The sequence below is a fragment of the Myceligenerans salitolerans genome, from assembly GCF_017349295.1.
Lineage (GTDB): Bacteria > Actinomycetota > Actinomycetes > Actinomycetales > Cellulomonadaceae > Myceligenerans > Myceligenerans salitolerans.
The window spans coordinates 1-16137 of sequence record NZ_JAFMPK010000027.1 but is presented as its reverse complement, the minus strand read 5'-3'; the positions used below and the strand labels follow the sequence as shown (position 1 = coordinate 16137).

Here is a 16137-nt window from a genome sequence, read left to right as displayed (position 1 = left end):
CTCGCGGATCCAGAATCGGACCATGAGACCTGATCCTGAGGGTCTGCTGCCGGCGACGGAGCCGGTGACCCTGATCGACAGCGACGGCGCTCCGGTCACCCCCGCGCGCGCCGCCGTCCCGCCCGCTTCCGAGCTCGTCGCGGCCCTGGGCGCGATGATCACCGCCCGCCGGTTCAACGACCAGGCCTACGCCCTGGTCCGCCAGGGCCGGCTCGCCGTCTACCCGTCCTCCCACGGGCAGGAGGCGTGTCAGGTCGCGGCCGCCCGGGTGCTGTCCGACGGCGACTGGCTGTTTCCCACCTACCGTGACACCGCCGCCGTCGTGGCGCGCGGGGTCGACCCGGGACAGACGCTGACCCTCCTGTCCGGCGAGTGGCACCACGGCTGGGACGTCGCCACCCACCGTGTCGCGCCGCTGACGACACCGCTCGCGACCCAGCTCCCGCACGCCGTAGGCGTCGCCCACGCCGCCCGGCTGCGCGGCGAGGACACCGTGGTCCTCGCCCTGTGCGGCGACGGCGGCACCAGCGAGGGCGACTTCCACGAGGCGCTGAACTTCGCGGCCGTCCTGCGCGCGCCCGTCGTGTTCCTGGTGCAGAACAACACCTTCGCCATCTCCGTGCCCCTGTCCCGGCAGACGGCCGCCCCGTCGCTGGCGCACAAGGGCGCCGGGTATGGCATCCCCGGGCAGCGCGTGGACGGGAACGACGTCGCGGCCCTGCTCGCCGTGCTCGGTGCGGCGGTGGACGCCGCACGCACGGGCGGCGGGCCACAACTCGTCGAGGCGCACACCTATCGCATGCAGGCCCACACCAACGCGGACGACGCCACCCGCTACCGCGACGACGACGAGGTCGCCGTCTGGTCCCGGCGAGACCCCGTCGAGCGGCTGCGGACGTTCCTCACCCGTCGCGGCGACGTCGACGAGGCACGCCTGGCCGCCTTCGCCGATGACGCCGAACGTCTGGCGGCCCGGCTCCGTGACGAGCTCGCGGCCGACCTCCGCCACGACCCGTCCGAACTGTTCGAGCACGTGTACGCGACCCCGACGCCGCAGCTGCGCGAGCAGCTGGCGATGCTGCGGGACGAGGCCACGCGCGACACACCGGCCGGAGGTTCCCGATGACCGAGAAGCTCACGATGGCGCAGGCGCTCAACCGGGCCCTGCGCGACGCGATGGCCGCGGACGGGAGCGTGTCGGTGTTCGGGGAGGACGTCGGCCGGCTGGGCGGCGTGTTCCGCATCACCGACGGCCTCGCCGCCGAGTTCGGCGAGGACCGCTGCTTCGACACGCCCCTGGCGGAGGCGGGCATCGTCGGCGTCGCGGTCGGCATGGCGATGAACGGCATGCGGCCCGTGGTCGAGATGCAGTTCGACGCGTTCGCCTACCCCGCGTTCGAGCAGATCACCAGCCATGTCGCCAAGATGCGCAACCGTACCCGCGGGCAGGTGGCGCTGCCGATGGTGATCCGCGTGCCGTACGCGGGCGGGATCGGCGGCGTGGAACACCACAGCGACTCGTCGGAGGCGTACTTCGCGCACACCCCGGGCCTCCACGTGGTCACGCCGTCCGACCCGGCCGATGCCTACGGCCTGCTGCGGGCGGCGGTCGCATCGGACGACCCGGTCGTGTTCCTCGAGCCGAAGAAGCTCTACTTCGGCGCGGACGAGGTGGACCTCGACCTTCCCGTTCCCCCGATCGGTCGAGCCGTGGTGCGGCGGCCCGGGACCGACGCGACGCTGATCGCGTACGGCCCGAGCGTCCCGGTCGCGCTGGACGCGGCCGCGGCGGCAGCCGTCGAGGGACGGAGCCTCCAGGTCGTGGACGTGCGGTCGCTCCAGCCGTTCGACGACGACACCGTCTGCCGGGCGGTCCGCTCCACCGGGCGAGCCGTCGTCGTGGCGGAGGCGCCCGGATTCGTGAGTGTCGCCTCCGAGATCGCGGCGCGCGTGACCGAGCGCTGCTGGGACGCGCTCGCCGCGCCCGTGGGGCGCGTGACGGGGCTCGACATCCCGTACCCGCCCCCCAGGCTCGAGCATCTGCACCTGCCCGACGTCGACCGCGTCCTCGACGCCGTCGACGACCTGCGATGGGAGCGGGGCGAATGATCGGCGAGGGCGGGAGCCCGACGGCGGCGGGCGCGCCGACGGGTGTCCCGGACGACGGAGGAGAGCGCATGACCAGGACGTTCACGCTGCCCGACCTGGGCGAGGGGCTGACGGAGGCGGAGATCGTGGCCTGGCTGGTCGCCGAGGGCGACGTGGTCGTCGTCGACCAGGCGGTCGCGGAGGTGGAGACCGCCAAGTCGGTGGTGGAGGTGCCGACGCCGTACGCGGGCGTCGTGGAACGGCTGTGCGCGGGCGAGGGCGAGACGCTCGAGGTGGGGCTCCCGCTGCTCGAGGTCGGCGAGCAGGCGGAGCCCTCCGGCGACCGGGCGGAACCTTCCGGCGACCAGGCGAAGCCCTCCGGCGGCAGGGCGGAGCCTTCCGGCGGCGGGGCGGCGGGATCCGCGGCCGCTCCGCAGGACGAGACGTATCGCGAGGAGGAACGGGCCGGGTCCGGGAACGTGCTTGTCGGGTACGGGACCCGGGACGGCGTTCCGGAGGGGACGGGGCCGCGGCGCCGCCGTCGTCCCCGGGACCCGGGCCGGCTCGCACGGGGCGCGCCCCGGCCCGGGGCGGCCGGCCCCGGCGGCTTCCGGTCCGACGACGGGACCCGGGTCCCGATGACCGGCTTCCAGAAGGCCGCGGCGACCGCGATGGCGCGGAGCCGGGCCGAGATCCCCGAGGCGACGATCTGGGTGGACGTCGACTTCACCCCCCTGACCGAGCTGCGTGCGTCCCGGCCCGACGGGCCCGGCCTGCTCGCGTACCTGGCACGGTTCACGACGGCGGCGCTCGCCGGGCACCCCGTGCTGAACGCGCGCGTCGACGCCGGGCGGGACGAGATCGTGCGGCTCGACCGGGTGCACCTCGGGCTCGCGGTCCAGGGCGCCCGCGGTCTCGTCGCCCCCGCGGTGCTCGGAGCGGAGCGGATGACGACCGCGCACCTCGACGCCGCGATCCGTGACCTGGTCGCCCGGGCCCGGGAGGGCCGGGCCACGGACGAGGAACTCACCGCCGGCACGTTCACGCTGAACAACTACGGCGGTCTCGGGGTCGACGGCAGCGCGCCGATCATCAACCACCCCCAGGTGGCGATGCTGGGTGTCGGCCGGATCATCGACCGGCCGTGGGTGGTGGACGGTTCGGTGCGGCCGCGCAAGATCGCTCAGGTCAGCTTCGTCTTCGACCACCGCGTCTGCGACGGCGTGGAGGCGGCGGCGTTCCTCCGCGCGGTGACGAGCGCGGTCGAGGACCCGCTGTCGGTGATCGAGCGGCTCTGACCCCGCGGTCCTCAGGCCGCCGCGGCCGGGACGCCCTTCTCCGCGAGGAACGGCGCGATCTGCGAGGCGACCTCCGCCGGGGTCTCGTAGTGCGTCAGGTGGCCCACGTCGGGGACGAGTCCCAGACGGGCGTCCCGGAACCGGGCCGCCAGGGCGCGCTGGTCCGCCACCCGCGCGAGGTCGTCCCGCGTGCCGCCGATCAGCAGCGTCGGGACGTCGACCGCCGCGGCGGAGTCCCGGACGCTGGCCGTGATCGAGGCGTGGAAGGCCTCCAGCAGCGACGCCCGGGTCGCGAACCCGGCGAAGTACCGGCCGTGCTCCTCGTGGATCCAGCGGCGCAGCGCCCGGTCCCCGGTACGCACCATGGCGACGCTCGCCACCCGCGTGAGCGCGGGATGCCGCAGCAGCGAGGTGCCGGTCTCCTCGGGGAGGATCCCGGCCAGCCCGTGCAGCACGGCGGTCGCGCCGACGGAGAGCGTGTCCCGCCCGCTCAGCGGGCGCCGCGGGATCGGGTTGACCAGCACGAGGCGCCGGGTGAGCGGCACCGGCGCTCCCTCGCACGACGCCGTCGTCGCCGCCGCGACGACGGAGCCGAACGAGTGGCCGCCCAGCACGACGTCGCCCGTGGGGGCGACCTTCCGGAGCAGCGCGCGGGCCCAGGCCGCGTAGCCGGCGACGTCGTGCCGCCCGCCCGGCAGCGGTGGCGACGCGCCGAACCCCGGCAGGTCCGGCACGGTCACCCGGAGGCGAGGGCGGAGCCGCAGGAGATGGGCGACGATCGGCTCGAGTCCGTGGTGATCGCCGCGGAAACCGTGCAGGAGCACCATGTGCTCGCTCGCGTCCCCCGCCCCGTAGTGCCACAGGTGCGTGCGGCCACCGCGGACGGTGAGAGCGGAACGTTCCACCGGCGTTGCCGCGATCAGCGCCGCGTAGGGGGAGGGGAGCGGTTCGTGTGCCATCCTGCCGAAGCCTAGCCACCTCGCGCGCCGGTGTGGTGAGCATCGTGGGACCTGTGGGGAACCCCGGGCCAAGTTGGGGGTGAACCCCCGATGAATAGGGGGAGACCCCCATGGTTGGGACGCCTGGGGGCATACAGTATGGGCGCATGACATTGATCGCCGTCGGCCTGACGCTCCTCGGCGCCGTGTGCTTCGCGGCGGCGTCGGTGCTCCAGCACCACGCGGTGACCACCACCGAGCACCCGGACGCCCGTGACCGCGTCGAGCCCTCACCGACGACGGCGTCGGTCGTCGAACCGGTGCGCCACCTGAACGGCCGCCATCTCCTGGCGATCGTGCGGCGACGGCGCTGGCTGCAGGGGGCGGGTCTCGCGGGGGCGGGGTCGCTCGTGCACGCGGTGGCGCTGCTGCTCGCCCCGCTGCGCGTGGTGCAGCCGGTCGGTGTGCTCGCCGTTCCCCTGGCGGTGCTGATGTCCGCGTGGAAGTCCCGGACCATGCCTTCCCGGGGCGTGCTCGTCGGCGCCGCGCTCACGGTCGCCGGGGTCGTGGTGTTCGTCGCCGCGTCCGCGGGTTCGGCCACCACCGCCACGCCGTCGGCCGGGGCGACGCTCACGGCCGGGATCGTGATCGGCGCGACGGTCGCCCTGCTCGGCTTCGCCGGGATGGCGCGGCAGGGGCGGGGCCCGCTCCGCTGCCTGGCGCTCGCCGGGGCGGTGGCGGCGGCCTACGGGCTGCTGTCCGCGCTCGTCCGGGTGGCCGCCCAGGCGGCCGCGACCGAGGGCGTCCTGTCACCCTTCGTGCTGGGGTGCGTGGCCGGCGCGCTCGTCGCGTTCCTCGTCGGCGCCTGGCTCGTGCAGCACGCCTTCCACGCCGGCGCGCCCGAGATCGTGATCGCCTGTCTGACGGTCGGCGACCCGCTGGTCGCCGTCGTCCTGGGTGCGGTCCTGCTCGGTGAGGGGTCGACGACGCCGATCGGTGCCTGGGTGCTGCTCGGCGCGGCCGCGGTGACCGCGACCGCCGGCGTCTTCACCCTGGCGCACCACCATCCCGACGCCGTTGCCGCGCGCGCCGGGCAGGAACAGATCGTGGCCAGAACTTGATCGAATCGTCCACAACCAAATGCCCGTCCTGTCCGTCTTAGACGGGTGCAGGTGACAATGCAGGTCAACGCCCCGTATGGGGCTGTACCACAGGAGAACCCACAGTGAACATGCTCCGGATCCTCGTCGGCGCCGAGACGTTCGCCCCGGACGTCAACGGTGCCGCACGATTCGCCGACCGCCTCTCCGCCGGACTTGCGGCACGCGGCCACGAAGTCCACGTGGTCGCCCCGTCCCCGGCCGGGGAGCCGGGTGTCGAGGTGCGCGACGGCGTCGTCGTGCACCGGGTGTCGTCCCGCCGCATGCCCGGGTTCGACGCGATGCGTGTCTGTCTCCCGTGGGAGGCGGCGTCCGAGGTGCGTGACGTCTACGAGCGCGTGCGGCCCGACGTCGTGCACACCAACGGGCACCTGTCGCTGGGCCGCGCCGTCGTGAACACCGCGAAGCGGACCGGGGTCCCTCTCGTGGCCACCAACCACCTCATGCCCGAGAACATCGTGGGCTACCTGCCGATCCCGGCCTCGATGCACGAGGCGTTCGCCGGCTGGATGTACCGCGACCTCGGCCGCGTCTACGCACGGGCCGACGCGGTGACCGCGCCCACCCCGAGCGCCGTCGACCTCATCACCCGCCGCGCGGGCCTGACCGCCGCGTTCCCCGTGTCCAACGGCATCGACGCCGACGCCTACGAGGAAGCGCGTGCCGCCGTCGCCGCGCGCCGCGGCGCGCCCACCGGACCGACCGCGCTCTACGAGCCGACGGTGCTGTTCGTCGGACGGCTCGACCAGGAGAAGCGGGTCGACGAACTGATCCGCGCGTTCGCGCGCGTGGCCCCGGACGTGCCCGGCCGGCTCGACGTCGTGGGCGACGGCGAGCGGCGCGCCACGTGGGAGGCCCTCGCCGAGGAGCTCGGCATGTCGGGCCGCATCCGCTTCCGCGGCTTCCTGTCCGACGACGAGCTGCTGACCGCCTACGCGTCGGCCGACCTGTTCTGCATGCCGGGCATCGCCGAGCTGCAGAGCATCGTCACGATGGAGGCCATGGCGGCCCGGCTGCCCGTGATCGCCGCCGACGCGATGGCGCTCCCGCACCTCGTGCGCCCCGGCTCCAACGGCGAGCTGTTCCAGCCGGGTGACATCGACGAACTGGCCGGCCACCTGCGGACGCTCCTGGCCGACGCCGCCCTGCGTGAGCGGTACGGCGCCGCGAGCCGCGAGCTGATCCAGGCCCACACCATGGGCGCGACCCTCGGCGTCTTCGAGGCCCTCTACGAGAAGGTCATGGGCGTCGTCCCGGTCGCCGTCTGAGCCGGGGGCGGGGCGACCCCGCGAGGGTGCGGCGATCACCGCGTCGGGCGCATGATGGATGGGAGGACCGCTCGACGAGGAGGGAACCATGAGGGCAGCAGTGGGAGACCGGATCGTCACCGCCTCGGGAACCGTGGGGGGTGCCACACGGGACGGCGTCGTCGTCGAGTGCCCGCACGGCGACGGCTCGCCGCCGTACCGCGTGCGCTGGAGCGACACCGGGGAGGAGACGCTCGTCTTCCCCGGACCCGACACGATCGTCGATCGTTCCGAACCCGTGTTCGTGGCCGACGACGCCGAGGACGCCGGCGGGGCCCGCACCCTCACGTGGCAGGTGGAGATCACGCTCAACGAGTCCTCCGGGAGCACCACCGCGGAGGCGACCGTCCGCGGCCTGCCCGAGGTGCGTGCCGTCGGGCACGCCCGCAAGGCGCCCGAGGACCCCGAGGTACCTCAGATCGGTGACGAGATCGCGGCCGCCCGCGCACTACGGCGGCTCGCGGACCGCCTGCTCGCGGTGGCGGAGGACGACGTGTCGGCGGCCGTGGGCCACCGGGCGCACGTGCACGCCTGACGCGATGCCCGAGGCGGCACGGAACCGGCCGGCCGCCTCGGGCGGCGCGAAGGGCCGCGGTACGCGGCCGGCACGGTCACAGGGACCGGAGGAGTGCCGCGAGGGTCTCCGCCGAACGCGGCCAGCCGAAGCGGGACGCCCTCTCCACGGCCGCCGCCGAGCGCTTCTCCCAGACGCCCGGCTCCTCGAGCGCACGGACCGCGTCCGCGAACCCCTCGGCGTCCTCCGGCGGTACGAAGGCCCCCGCTTCCCCCGCGACCTCGCGGAACACCGGGATGTCGCTCACCACCACCGGGGTGCCGAGCAACATCGCCTCCACCAGCGGGATCCCGAAACCCTCGTCCCGCGAGGCCGACACCAGAGCCGTCGCACGCCGGAGCAGGCGCCGGTACTCCTCGTCGGACACGCCGTCGTGGAACACGAGCCGGCCGTTCCCCGCCAGGCCGGTGAGGCGCTCGCGCGCGCCTGCCGGGGCGCGGGACAACAGGTGCAGCTCGTGGTCGGGCAGCAGGGCCGCCGCCCGCGCCAGCGTCTCCACGTTCTTGTACGGCATGAACGAGCCCATGTACACGAGCGTGCCCGTCCGGGGCTCGCGCCCGACGTCCGCCTCGTCCGCCGGCACGGGTTCGGCCGCGTTCGGCACCACCGTGACCGGCCGGCGCGTCAGCCGCTTCTCGGCGATGAGGCCCGCCGTCGTCGCCGACACCGTGACGACGGCGTCCGCCCGGTTCAGCAGCACCCGCTGGGGCCACCACGCCAGGTGGAACAGCCGCCACAGGAGGCGCACCGGCCACGGCAGGTCACGGGGCGGCGTCGGGTTCCGGTAGTAGATGAGATCGTGCAGCGTGAGCACCAGCCGGTAGTTCCGGCCCCAGGACCCCATGGTCTGCATGGGGCTGAACACGACGTCCGGCCGCAGCCGCCGCACCTGCCACGCGACGAACGGCTCGCGCCAGCTCGTCGGCGCGCTGATCCGGTGCCACGGCAGGTCCGGCAGGTGGACGAGCTGCCGCTCGTCGTGGATCAGCAGCTCCACGGGCATCAGCCGCGCGAGCTCACCCACGACCCCGGCCGTGTAGCGGCTGATCCCGTCGTGTCGTCCCAGCCGGACGTACCGGCAGTCGACGAACACCCGCGTCGTGTCTTCTCCTTGGCGTGCCATCGCCGCGAGCCTAGTCATCCCGCGGGGCCGTGCGGGCACGGACCGCGGAATTCCCGGGGAACCCCTGGCGAGGCCGGGGGAGGTCCCGGAGGAAGGCGGAGGATGGCCCCCGTGGCACGCCGCGGTCTCGGGAGACCGTCAGGTACGTTCGTCGGGTGGGCAGCCGGGTGAGTGTGGAGCAGCATCGAGCCGACGTCGAGTCACTGCTGGCGGAACTGACGCCCGAGCCCGGCACCGGCCGCACCGACGGGCACGGGCGGACCGCGGAACGGCTCCACGTCGGCGAGGCGCTCGGCCGCGTCCTCGCCGCGGACGTCCTCGCACCCGAACCGCTGCCCCGGTTCCGCAACTCCCAGATGGACGGCTTCGCCGTACGAGCCGCGGACGTCACCGCCGCCTCGCCCGACAGGCCCGTCGCGCTGCCCGTGGCCGGTGAGGTCGCCGCGCGGCCCGGGCGGCCGGCGCCGCTCACCCCCGGCTCCGCCGTACGGATCATGACCGGTGCGCCCGTTCCCGACGGGGCCGACGCCGTCGTCCCCGTGGAGGACACCGACGTCGGCACCTTCAACCGCCCGGCGCCGGGCCGCGGCGCCGACGAGACCGGTGCGCCGTCGTCCGTCGCGCCCGGCCGGCGGCCGACGACGCCGGCGGGCGATCGCGGCAACCCGCCCCCGGCCGACACCGTGCGGATCCGCGTGCCGAGAACGGCCGGCGACTTCCTGCGGGAGCCCGGGTCCGACGTCGGTGCCGGTGACCTCGTGCTGCCCGCCGGCACCGTGCTCGCGCCGCACCACCTCGCCGCCGCCGCGGCCTGCGGCATCGGGGGGCTGCCCGTGCGCCGCCGGGTCCGGGTCGCGATCGTGTCGACCGGCAGCGAGCTCGTCCCACCCGGCGCACCCGCCGGGCCCGGGCAGATCTGGGACGCCAACGCCGTGGCGCTCGCGGCGGCGGTGCGGGAGGCGGGCGCCGAGGTCGCCGGTACGGAGCGGGTCGGGGACGACGACGAGGCCGCACGCGTGACGCTGCACCGGGCGGCAGCCTCCGCAGACCTGCTGATCACGTCCGGCGGCGTCAGCCAAGGGGCGCACGAGGTGGTCAAGGACGTCCTGGCGGACCTGGTGTTCCGGGCGGTCGGCATGCAGCCGGGCGGCCCTCAGGGGTTCGGGCGGCTCGGGGGGACGCCGGTGCTGACGTTCCCCGGGAACCCGGTGAGCACGCAGGTGTCGTTCGTCGTGTTCCTGCGGGACGTGCTGCGCAGGGCCGGCGGGCTGCCGCCGGTCGGTGAGCGGCGTGCGGTCCTCGGACGGGACGGCCTGCCGGACGGCGCCCTCGTGTCTCCCGCGGGCAGGAGGCAGTTCCTGCGGGGTCGCCTCCGGGACGCGGGCATCCGGGACGTCGCGGCGTACCCGGTCGTCGAGGTCGTCGGCGGCCCCGGATCCCACCTGGTCGCCTCGATGGCGGCGGCCGACGTGCTGATCGACGTGCCTGCCGACGTCACGGAGCTGTGCGCGGGCGACGCGGTGACGGTTCTGCCCCTGTGACGCCGGGCCGGCTCCCGGCCGGGTCGTTCCTCGGGCCGGTCCGTTGCATAGGGTGGTCGGGTGAGCGACGTGAGCACCGTGACCGACGCCGTCCTCGGCGAGAACCTGACCCGCGCCGTCGAGGAAGCCGTCGCCGCGCCCGAGTGCGGGGCGGTCGTCACGTTCCGCGGGGTCGTCCGGGACGACGACGGCGGGCGCTCCGTGACCGGCCTCGACTACGAGGCGCACCCCGACGCCACCACCGTCCTGCGAAAAGTGTGCCAGGCGGTGTCGGACGAGACCGGGCTGCGGGTCGCCGCGGTGCACCGGTACGGCCACCTCGGGGTGGGGGACGTCGCGCTCGTCGCGACGGCTTCCGCCGGCCACCGCGAGGAGGCGTTCGAGGCATGCTCCCTGCTGGTCGAGCGCATCAAGGCGGAGGTGCCGATCTGGAAGAAGCAGCAGTTCACCGACGGAGAGTCGGAATGGGTGGGGTTGTAGGGCCCGCCGTGCGCCGCTCAGCCGCCGATGGCGCCCATCGAACGCGCCGTCTCCGCGAAGGCGTCACCGGCCAGCTCCGGTGAGTCGGAGCCGTGGGCACGGGGCTTGGCCCACATGGCGGTCCGCCAGGCGTCGGCGACCTCGTCGTCCGAGGCGCCTGAACGGAGCAGGGCCCGAAGGTCCGTCTCCTCGTCGCCGAACAGGCACGAGCGAACCGTTCCCTCGGCCGTCAGCCGGGTGCGGTCGCACGTACGGCAGAAGGAGCGCGTCACCGAGGCGATGATCCCGACCGTGCCGGGGCCGTCGTCGACCAGCCACTCCTCGGCCGGGGCGGACGGGTCCTCGCGGCCCGCCGGCGTGAGCGTGAAGCGGGTCCCGAGGCGTTCGAGCAGGTCGGCGGCGGAGACGACGTCGTCCCTGGTCCAGTTTCCGTCCGCGTCGAGCGGCATCTCCTCGATGAACCTCAGGCGGCAGCCGTGCTCCAGCGCCCAGGCGAGGAGATCGGGGGCACCCTCGAGGACCTCGGGGAGCAGTACCGCGTTGATCTTCACCGGCGACAGCCCGGCGGAGATCGCGCCGCGGATGCCGGTGAGCACGTCGTCGAGCCGGTCCCGCCGGGTGAGCGCGGCGAACGCCGCGTGGTCCACCGTGTCCAGGCTGACGTTGACGCGATCCAGCCCCGCGGCGACGAGCGCGTCCGCGCGCTTGTCGAGGCCCAGGGCGTTGGTCGTGATGGCGAAGCGCACGGTGCCCGGCGCCCCGGTGGTGTCCGGCGTCGCTGTGGTGTCCGGCGTCGCCCGCGCGATCTCGTGCAGCGCCGCGTCGGCCGCCTCCCGTGACGCCGTCAGGATCGTCTCCAGGTCTCGCCGCATCAGCGGCTCGCCACCCGTGAAGCGGACGTCCCGGATGCCGAGGTGCACACCGATGCCCACCAGCCGCGCGATCTCGCCGGGCGTGAGGAGCTCGTCGCGGGGGATCAGCGGGAGTCCCTCGGCGGGCATGCAATAGGTGCAGCGCAGGTTGCAGGCGGTGGTGAGAGAGACGCGCAGATCTCGCGCGATGCGCCCGTACCGGTCCACCAGCCGCACGTCCGCGGGACGCGACGGCAGGTTCTCCGGACGCGGTACGCGCCGCATCGTGGGAATCCCGAGCGAGACGGCTGCCATCTCACGAGACTAACCGGCCGCCCGTGCCGCATGGCAGGCGTTCCAGGTTACGGCCTGCGGACGATCAGGCGTATCCCGCCTTGACCACCAGCACCGGCGCCGGCGAGTCCAGCAGCACCTGCTGCGTGGTCGACCCGACCAGGAACGTTCCGACGGTCGAGTGCTTGCGTGCCCCGATCACCACGAGCGATGCGGCGACACGTTCCGCCGCCTCGATGATCGACTCCGCGACCTCCTCGGACTCCGTCCGGTACACGACCGGCTTGACCGTGACCGACGGCGGGACGCTGTCCAGCAGGTGCGCCAGGTGGGAAGGGACGTCCGGGCTCTCCTGCGGGGTCAGGACCAGAACGGACAGATCCTGCCGCCGTCGCTCCGCCTCGGCGGTGGCGGCTCGCAGTGCGGACTCGCCCTGGGGCGACGCGTTGTACGCCACGAGGACCGTCATTCCTCTGAACACCTCCGGGACGCGGCTCATGAGAGCTGGGACATGCCGCAGTCGAACTCTCTCACATCGGGGCGGCGCGAGCCGCTCGTACGGCGGGCCCGCGCACCTTCGTGCCTCCGCGCAGGCCGCCCGGTTCGCGGGACCGCGGCGCAGGCGACACGCGCGGGCGCGCACTCAGCGCAGGCGCGCCTGCGTGATCCTGCCCTCCTTGACGCCGACGATCCCCATGACGGTCCCGCCGAGGTCCTCGCCGCGCGTCGCCCGGCCGTCGCTCCCGTCCGCGTCGGCCCACACGAGGTACCTGCCCGGTGGCACGTGCGCGAAGCCGAACCAGCCGTTTCCGTCCGTCCGCCGTTCGTAGCCGGGTCCGGACCCGAGCGGCCGCAGGGTCACGGCCACGCCGTCCAGTGGCGCGCCGTTCTCGTCGACGAGGGTGCCCGTGACGTGGCCGTCGTCGGGCGCGGACTTCCACGGCATGTCCGGGACCACGGCGTCGTCCTCGAAGATTCCGCCCGGCCCGGCCAGCGCCTCGGCCAGGGCGGCCTGCTGGGCGTCGCGCAGCGCCGGGTCGGTGATGACCTCCTGGCTCGGGTTGGCGTACGAGTAGCCGCTCCATCCCGCCGCCGTGTGCCCCGCCTCGGTCGGCGCCACGGACCGCTCCGCCTGTGCCACGCTGTCCTGGATCGAGTTCAGGTACAGCGCCGGGCCGTTCACCGCCTGCCGTTCGCCCTGGTGGTCGGCGAGGAACGCGGACCACTCGTCGAACATGACCTGCTGGGCCGGATCGTGGTCCCGCTTGTAGTTCATGGTCACGGCCGTGTCCATGATCCCCTCGTCGAGCCAGCCCGCCCAGTCCTGCAGGACCTCCGCGTAGGTGCGGGTGTTCGTCCAGCCACCCACCGCGCCGGGTCCGTTGCCGTACGTGATCGCGTCCATGGACAGCCGCAGGGAGGGGTCGATCTCCCACAGGGACAGGTAGATCCGGCGCACCAGGCCGGTCACCTGGTCGCGGCGCCACTGGCTCCACTCCTCGTCGTCGGGCGCGGGGACGCCGGTGCGGCCGGTCGCCTCCTGGAAGCGGGCGACGGCGACGTCGTTGTAGCCCCACTCGCTGTACCGCGAGGTCGAGCTGTGGTCCGGATAGCGGATGTAGTCGAGGTTGATGCCGTCGACGTCGTACTCCCTGGCGATGCTGGAGACCGCTTCCGTGACGTAGGCGGCGGCGTCCGGGTGGCCCGGGTCGAGGTAGACGCGGTTGTCCACGATCTCGCGGCCGTCGGCCATCCTGCCGATCCAGCGGTCGCGGCCCTCGGCGTCGGGCCCGTGCGTGGTGTAGATGTGGTCGGGCGAACCGGGCGGGCCGTCCGGTACGTGCCACATGGTGTTCACCGTGACCCAGGCGTGCACCTCGATGCCGGCGTCGTGGGCGCGGTCGATGATCTCGTCGAGCGGGTCGTAGGGGACCGGGGCGATCGCGGCGTCGGTGCGCGGGTAGAGAGCCCGGTTGCAGAAGCAGTCGTACCGGCGGGCGGTCTGCACGATCAGGGCGTTGACGTTCATCGCCGTCGCCTCGTCGACCAGCTCCTGGACCTGCTCGGGCGTGTAGACGCCCTCGTTGAACGCGTCCACCCAGAGTGATCGCCACTGCTCGGGCACGGCGGAACCGTCCTCGTCGTGGGGTGTACCGGCAGGGCCGACGGCGGCCGCGGGCGTGAGCCCGGAAGGCGTGCCGGTGGGGGCCGCGGACGATGAGTCGGGCATCCGCCCGACGGCGGTCGCGGGCGCGGATGCGGCCGCCGGTGCGACTGCCGCGAGCGAGGCGGTCAGGGCGACGCCGGCGATCGTCGCCGTCAGGGCGTGCTTCATCGGTACCTCCTGGCGGGGCTTCCGGGAACCGCCGGCTCCTTCAAAAAAACCTACCTGACCATGGCGTGTCCGGAAACTTCGCGCAGGGGTTCCGGGCGCCGCCCTCCTCGGACGTCGGTGCCCCAGGCCGCTCCCGCCGGCGGTGTGCCGCGAGACACTCGGTAAGCGCATTCCATATTCCTGCGGGGATCCCCTAAGCTGCGGTCCGTACCCCGTCAACGACGAAGTTGGGAGCATCACGGTGTCAGCGAAGTCATCGGCCCCAGTGGAAACCGGCGCATCCGACCCGGGCAAGTCCGTCCTCGAACGTCTCGGGCGCGCGGGGGTGGTTCCTGTTGTTGTTGTCGATGATGTCGGGCAGGGGCTTGGTGTGGCGGGGGCGTTGGATGAGGGTGGTTTGCCGGTGGCTGAGGTTACTTTTCGTAGGGCTGGTGCGGGGGCTGTCATCGAGGCGATCGTTGACCGGCATCCGGGCATGTTGGTGGGTGCTGGGACGGTGGTGGATGCGCGTCAGGTGGACGAGGCGGTGGCGGCTGGTGCTTCGTTCGTGGTGTCGCCGGGGTTGAGTGTGTCGGTGGTCCGTGCGGCGCAGGAGGCGGGTGTGCCGGTTGTGCCGGGTGTGGCCACGGCGTCGGAGGTGATGGCCGCGCTGGAGCTTGGTATCTCGACCGTCAAGTTGTTCCCGGCCGGTGTCGTGGGTGGGCCTGCCGTGATCAAGGCGCTGTCGGGGCCGTTCGGGCAGGTGCGGTTCGTGCCGACCGGTGGGGTGGGTGCCGGGAACCTGCCGGACTACCTCGGTCTGCCGTCGGTGCTGGCGGTGGGTGGGTCGTGGATGGTGGACAGGGGCTTGGTGGTGGCGGGTGATTTCGCGGAGATCACTCGTCGTACGGCGCGGGCTGTGTCGATCGTGGCGGGGTCGCGTGCCTGAGGTGTCGTGCCTGTGTCCTGTTGCTCCTGGCGTGCCTGTGCCTGGCGTGTCTGGTGTGTCTGGCGGTGTCCGGTGGCCTTGGTGGCCTTGTTCTCGTGAAGGAGTTCGATGATGAATGCTTCGTTGTCTGTCCGTCCCGCGGCCGAGTGCCGGTATGACGTTGTCGCGCTCGGGGAGGTCATGCTTCGTCTGGATCCGGGTGAGCGGCGTGTGCGTAACGCGCGCCGGTTCGATGTGTGGGAGGGGGGTGGTGAGTACAACGTGGCTCGGGGGTTGCGGCGGTGTTTCGGGTTGCGGGGCGCGATCGTGACGGCGTTGGCGGACAACGATGTGGGCCGGCTGGTGGAGGATCTGATGCTGGGGGGCGGGTTGGACACGTCGTGGGTGCGGTGGCGGGAGTTCGACGGGATCGGGCGGCGGGTGCGTAACGGGTTGAACTTCACCGAGCGGGGGTTCGGGGTGCGTGGGGCGTTGGGGGTGAGTGACCGGGGGCATACCGCGGTCTCGCAGATGCGGCCGGAGGATGTGGACTGGGAGGCGTTGTTCTCCTCGGGGGTGCGGTGGCTGCACACGGGTGGGATCTTCGCGGCGTTGTCGGAGTCGGCCGCGGATGTGGCCGAGGCGGCGATGGCGGCCGCCCGCCGCCACGGCACGGTCGTGTCCTATGACCTGAACTATCGGCCTTCGTTGTGGAAGGGGATCGGTGGGGTGGCCCGGGCGCGGGAGGTCAACCGCAGGCTGGCGCGGCATGTGGATGTGATGATCGGGAACGAGGAGGACTTCACGGCCTGTCTCGGGTTCGAGGTGGAGGGCGTGTCGCAGGATCTGACGGATCTGGACACGGGCGCGTTCCGGGCCATGATCGAGCGGGCCTCGGGCGAGTACGACAACTTCCAGGTCGTGGCGACCACGTTGCGGGGGGTGCGGACCGCGACGGTGAACGACTGGGGTGCGATCGCGTGGTCGCGTCTCGAGGGGTTCGCCGAGGCGACCCACCGGCCGGGTCTGGAGATCTTCGACCGGGTGGGTGGGGGTGACTCGTTCGCCTCGGGGCTGGCGTACGGGCTGATGGAACTGGACACCCTGGAACAGGCCGTCCAGTACGGCGCCGCGCACGGCGCCCTGGCCATGACCACTCCCGGAGACACCACCACCGCCACCCTGCCCGAAGTCACCAAACTCGCCCGCGGCGGCAGCGCCCGCGTCGACCGCTGACGCCG

General features: G+C 73.3%; 15 protein-coding genes. 10 read left to right on the top strand and 5 right to left on the bottom strand.

What is annotated here, in order from left to right; all coding sequences use genetic code 11:
• Positions 1–22 precede the first annotated feature (22 nt).
• The 3 genes from pdhA (at position 23) to J0911_RS05480 (ending at position 3386) form a co-directional block, all read left to right on the top strand.
• A complete protein-coding gene (gene pdhA, locus J0911_RS05490; RefSeq protein ID WP_207274464.1) occupies positions 23–1126 on the top strand; it encodes a pyruvate dehydrogenase (acetyl-transferring) E1 component subunit alpha in 1104 nt (367 codons plus the stop codon).
• On the top strand, positions 1123–2109 hold the full coding sequence (locus J0911_RS05485) for an alpha-ketoacid dehydrogenase subunit beta (protein WP_207274463.1): 987 nt from the start codon (positions 1123–1125) through the stop codon (positions 2107–2109). Before pdhA ends, J0911_RS05485 begins: the two co-directional genes overlap by 4 nt.
• A gap of 68 nt (positions 2110–2177) precedes the next feature.
• Entirely contained in the window at positions 2178–3386 is a 1209-nt protein-coding gene (locus J0911_RS05480) for a dihydrolipoamide acetyltransferase family protein (RefSeq protein WP_207274462.1), read from the top strand.
• 11 nt (positions 3387–3397) lie between these two features.
• Here the strand turns inward: J0911_RS05480 and J0911_RS05475 are convergent, their stop codons facing one another.
• A complete protein-coding gene (locus J0911_RS05475; protein WP_207274461.1) occupies positions 3398–4345 on the bottom strand; it encodes an alpha/beta fold hydrolase in 948 nt (315 codons plus the stop codon).
• Between the two features lie 146 nt (positions 4346–4491).
• Between J0911_RS05475 and J0911_RS05470 the strand changes: the two genes are divergently transcribed.
• The 3 genes from J0911_RS05470 (at position 4492) to J0911_RS05460 (ending at position 7326) form a co-directional block, all read left to right on the top strand.
• Entirely contained in the window at positions 4492–5445 is a 954-nt protein-coding gene (locus J0911_RS05470) for a DMT family protein (RefSeq protein ID WP_207274460.1), read from the top strand.
• Positions 5446–5555: 110 nt separating this feature from the next.
• On the top strand, positions 5556–6752 hold the full coding sequence (locus J0911_RS05465) for a glycosyltransferase (RefSeq protein ID WP_207274748.1): 1197 nt from the start codon (positions 5556–5558) through the stop codon (positions 6750–6752).
• 88 nt (positions 6753–6840) lie between these two features.
• Positions 6841–7326, top strand: coding sequence for a dsRBD fold-containing protein (locus J0911_RS05460; RefSeq protein WP_207274459.1), 486 nt, complete (start codon positions 6841–6843; stop codon positions 7324–7326).
• Between the two features lie 76 nt (positions 7327–7402).
• On the opposite strand, the gene J0911_RS05455 is transcribed toward J0911_RS05460, so the two are convergent.
• Complete coding sequence (locus J0911_RS05455) at positions 7403–8488, bottom strand: glycosyltransferase family 4 protein (RefSeq protein ID WP_207274458.1); 1086 nt, start codon at positions 8486–8488, stop codon at positions 7403–7405.
• Positions 8489–8643: 155 nt separating this feature from the next.
• Here J0911_RS05455 and J0911_RS21005 point away from each other — a divergent pair, with 155 nt between their 5' ends.
• Positions 8644–10029 carry a molybdopterin molybdotransferase MoeA gene (locus tag J0911_RS21005; RefSeq protein WP_207274457.1) on the top strand — a complete coding sequence of 462 codons (1386 nt, stop codon included), beginning with the start codon at positions 8644–8646 and terminating at the stop codon, positions 10027–10029.
• Between the two features lie 60 nt (positions 10030–10089).
• Complete coding sequence (locus tag J0911_RS05445) at positions 10090–10509, top strand: molybdenum cofactor biosynthesis protein MoaE (RefSeq protein ID WP_207274456.1); 420 nt, start codon at positions 10090–10092, stop codon at positions 10507–10509.
• Between the two features lie 17 nt (positions 10510–10526).
• On the opposite strand, the gene J0911_RS05440 is transcribed toward J0911_RS05445, so the two are convergent.
• The 3 genes from J0911_RS05440 to J0911_RS05430 form a co-directional block, all read right to left on the bottom strand.
• The gene (locus J0911_RS05440; protein WP_207274455.1) at positions 10527–11675 is read right to left on the bottom strand and encodes a GTP 3',8-cyclase MoaA; all 1149 of its coding nucleotides are present in this window, start codon (positions 11673–11675) and stop codon (positions 10527–10529) included.
• A gap of 64 nt (positions 11676–11739) precedes the next feature.
• Complete coding sequence (locus J0911_RS05435) at positions 11740–12123, bottom strand: universal stress protein (RefSeq protein WP_207274454.1); 384 nt, start codon at positions 12121–12123, stop codon at positions 11740–11742.
• A 174-nt stretch (positions 12124–12297) separates the two neighbouring features.
• Positions 12298–13989 carry a family 10 glycosylhydrolase gene (locus J0911_RS05430; RefSeq protein ID WP_207274453.1) on the bottom strand — a complete coding sequence of 564 codons (1692 nt, stop codon included), beginning with the start codon at positions 13987–13989 and terminating at the stop codon, positions 12298–12300.
• 241 nt (positions 13990–14230) lie between these two features.
• Between J0911_RS05430 and eda the strand changes: the two genes are divergently transcribed.
• Both eda and J0911_RS05420 read left to right on the top strand, forming a co-directional pair.
• Positions 14231–14917 (top strand): bifunctional 4-hydroxy-2-oxoglutarate aldolase/2-dehydro-3-deoxy-phosphogluconate aldolase, encoded by a 687-nt coding sequence (gene eda / locus J0911_RS05425; RefSeq protein ID WP_307864925.1) that lies wholly within the window; start codon positions 14231–14233, stop codon positions 14915–14917.
• A gap of 108 nt (positions 14918–15025) precedes the next feature.
• On the top strand, positions 15026–16132 hold the full coding sequence (locus tag J0911_RS05420) for a sugar kinase (RefSeq protein WP_207274452.1): 1107 nt from the start codon (positions 15026–15028) through the stop codon (positions 16130–16132).
• The last annotated feature ends 5 nt before the right edge of the window (positions 16133–16137 follow it).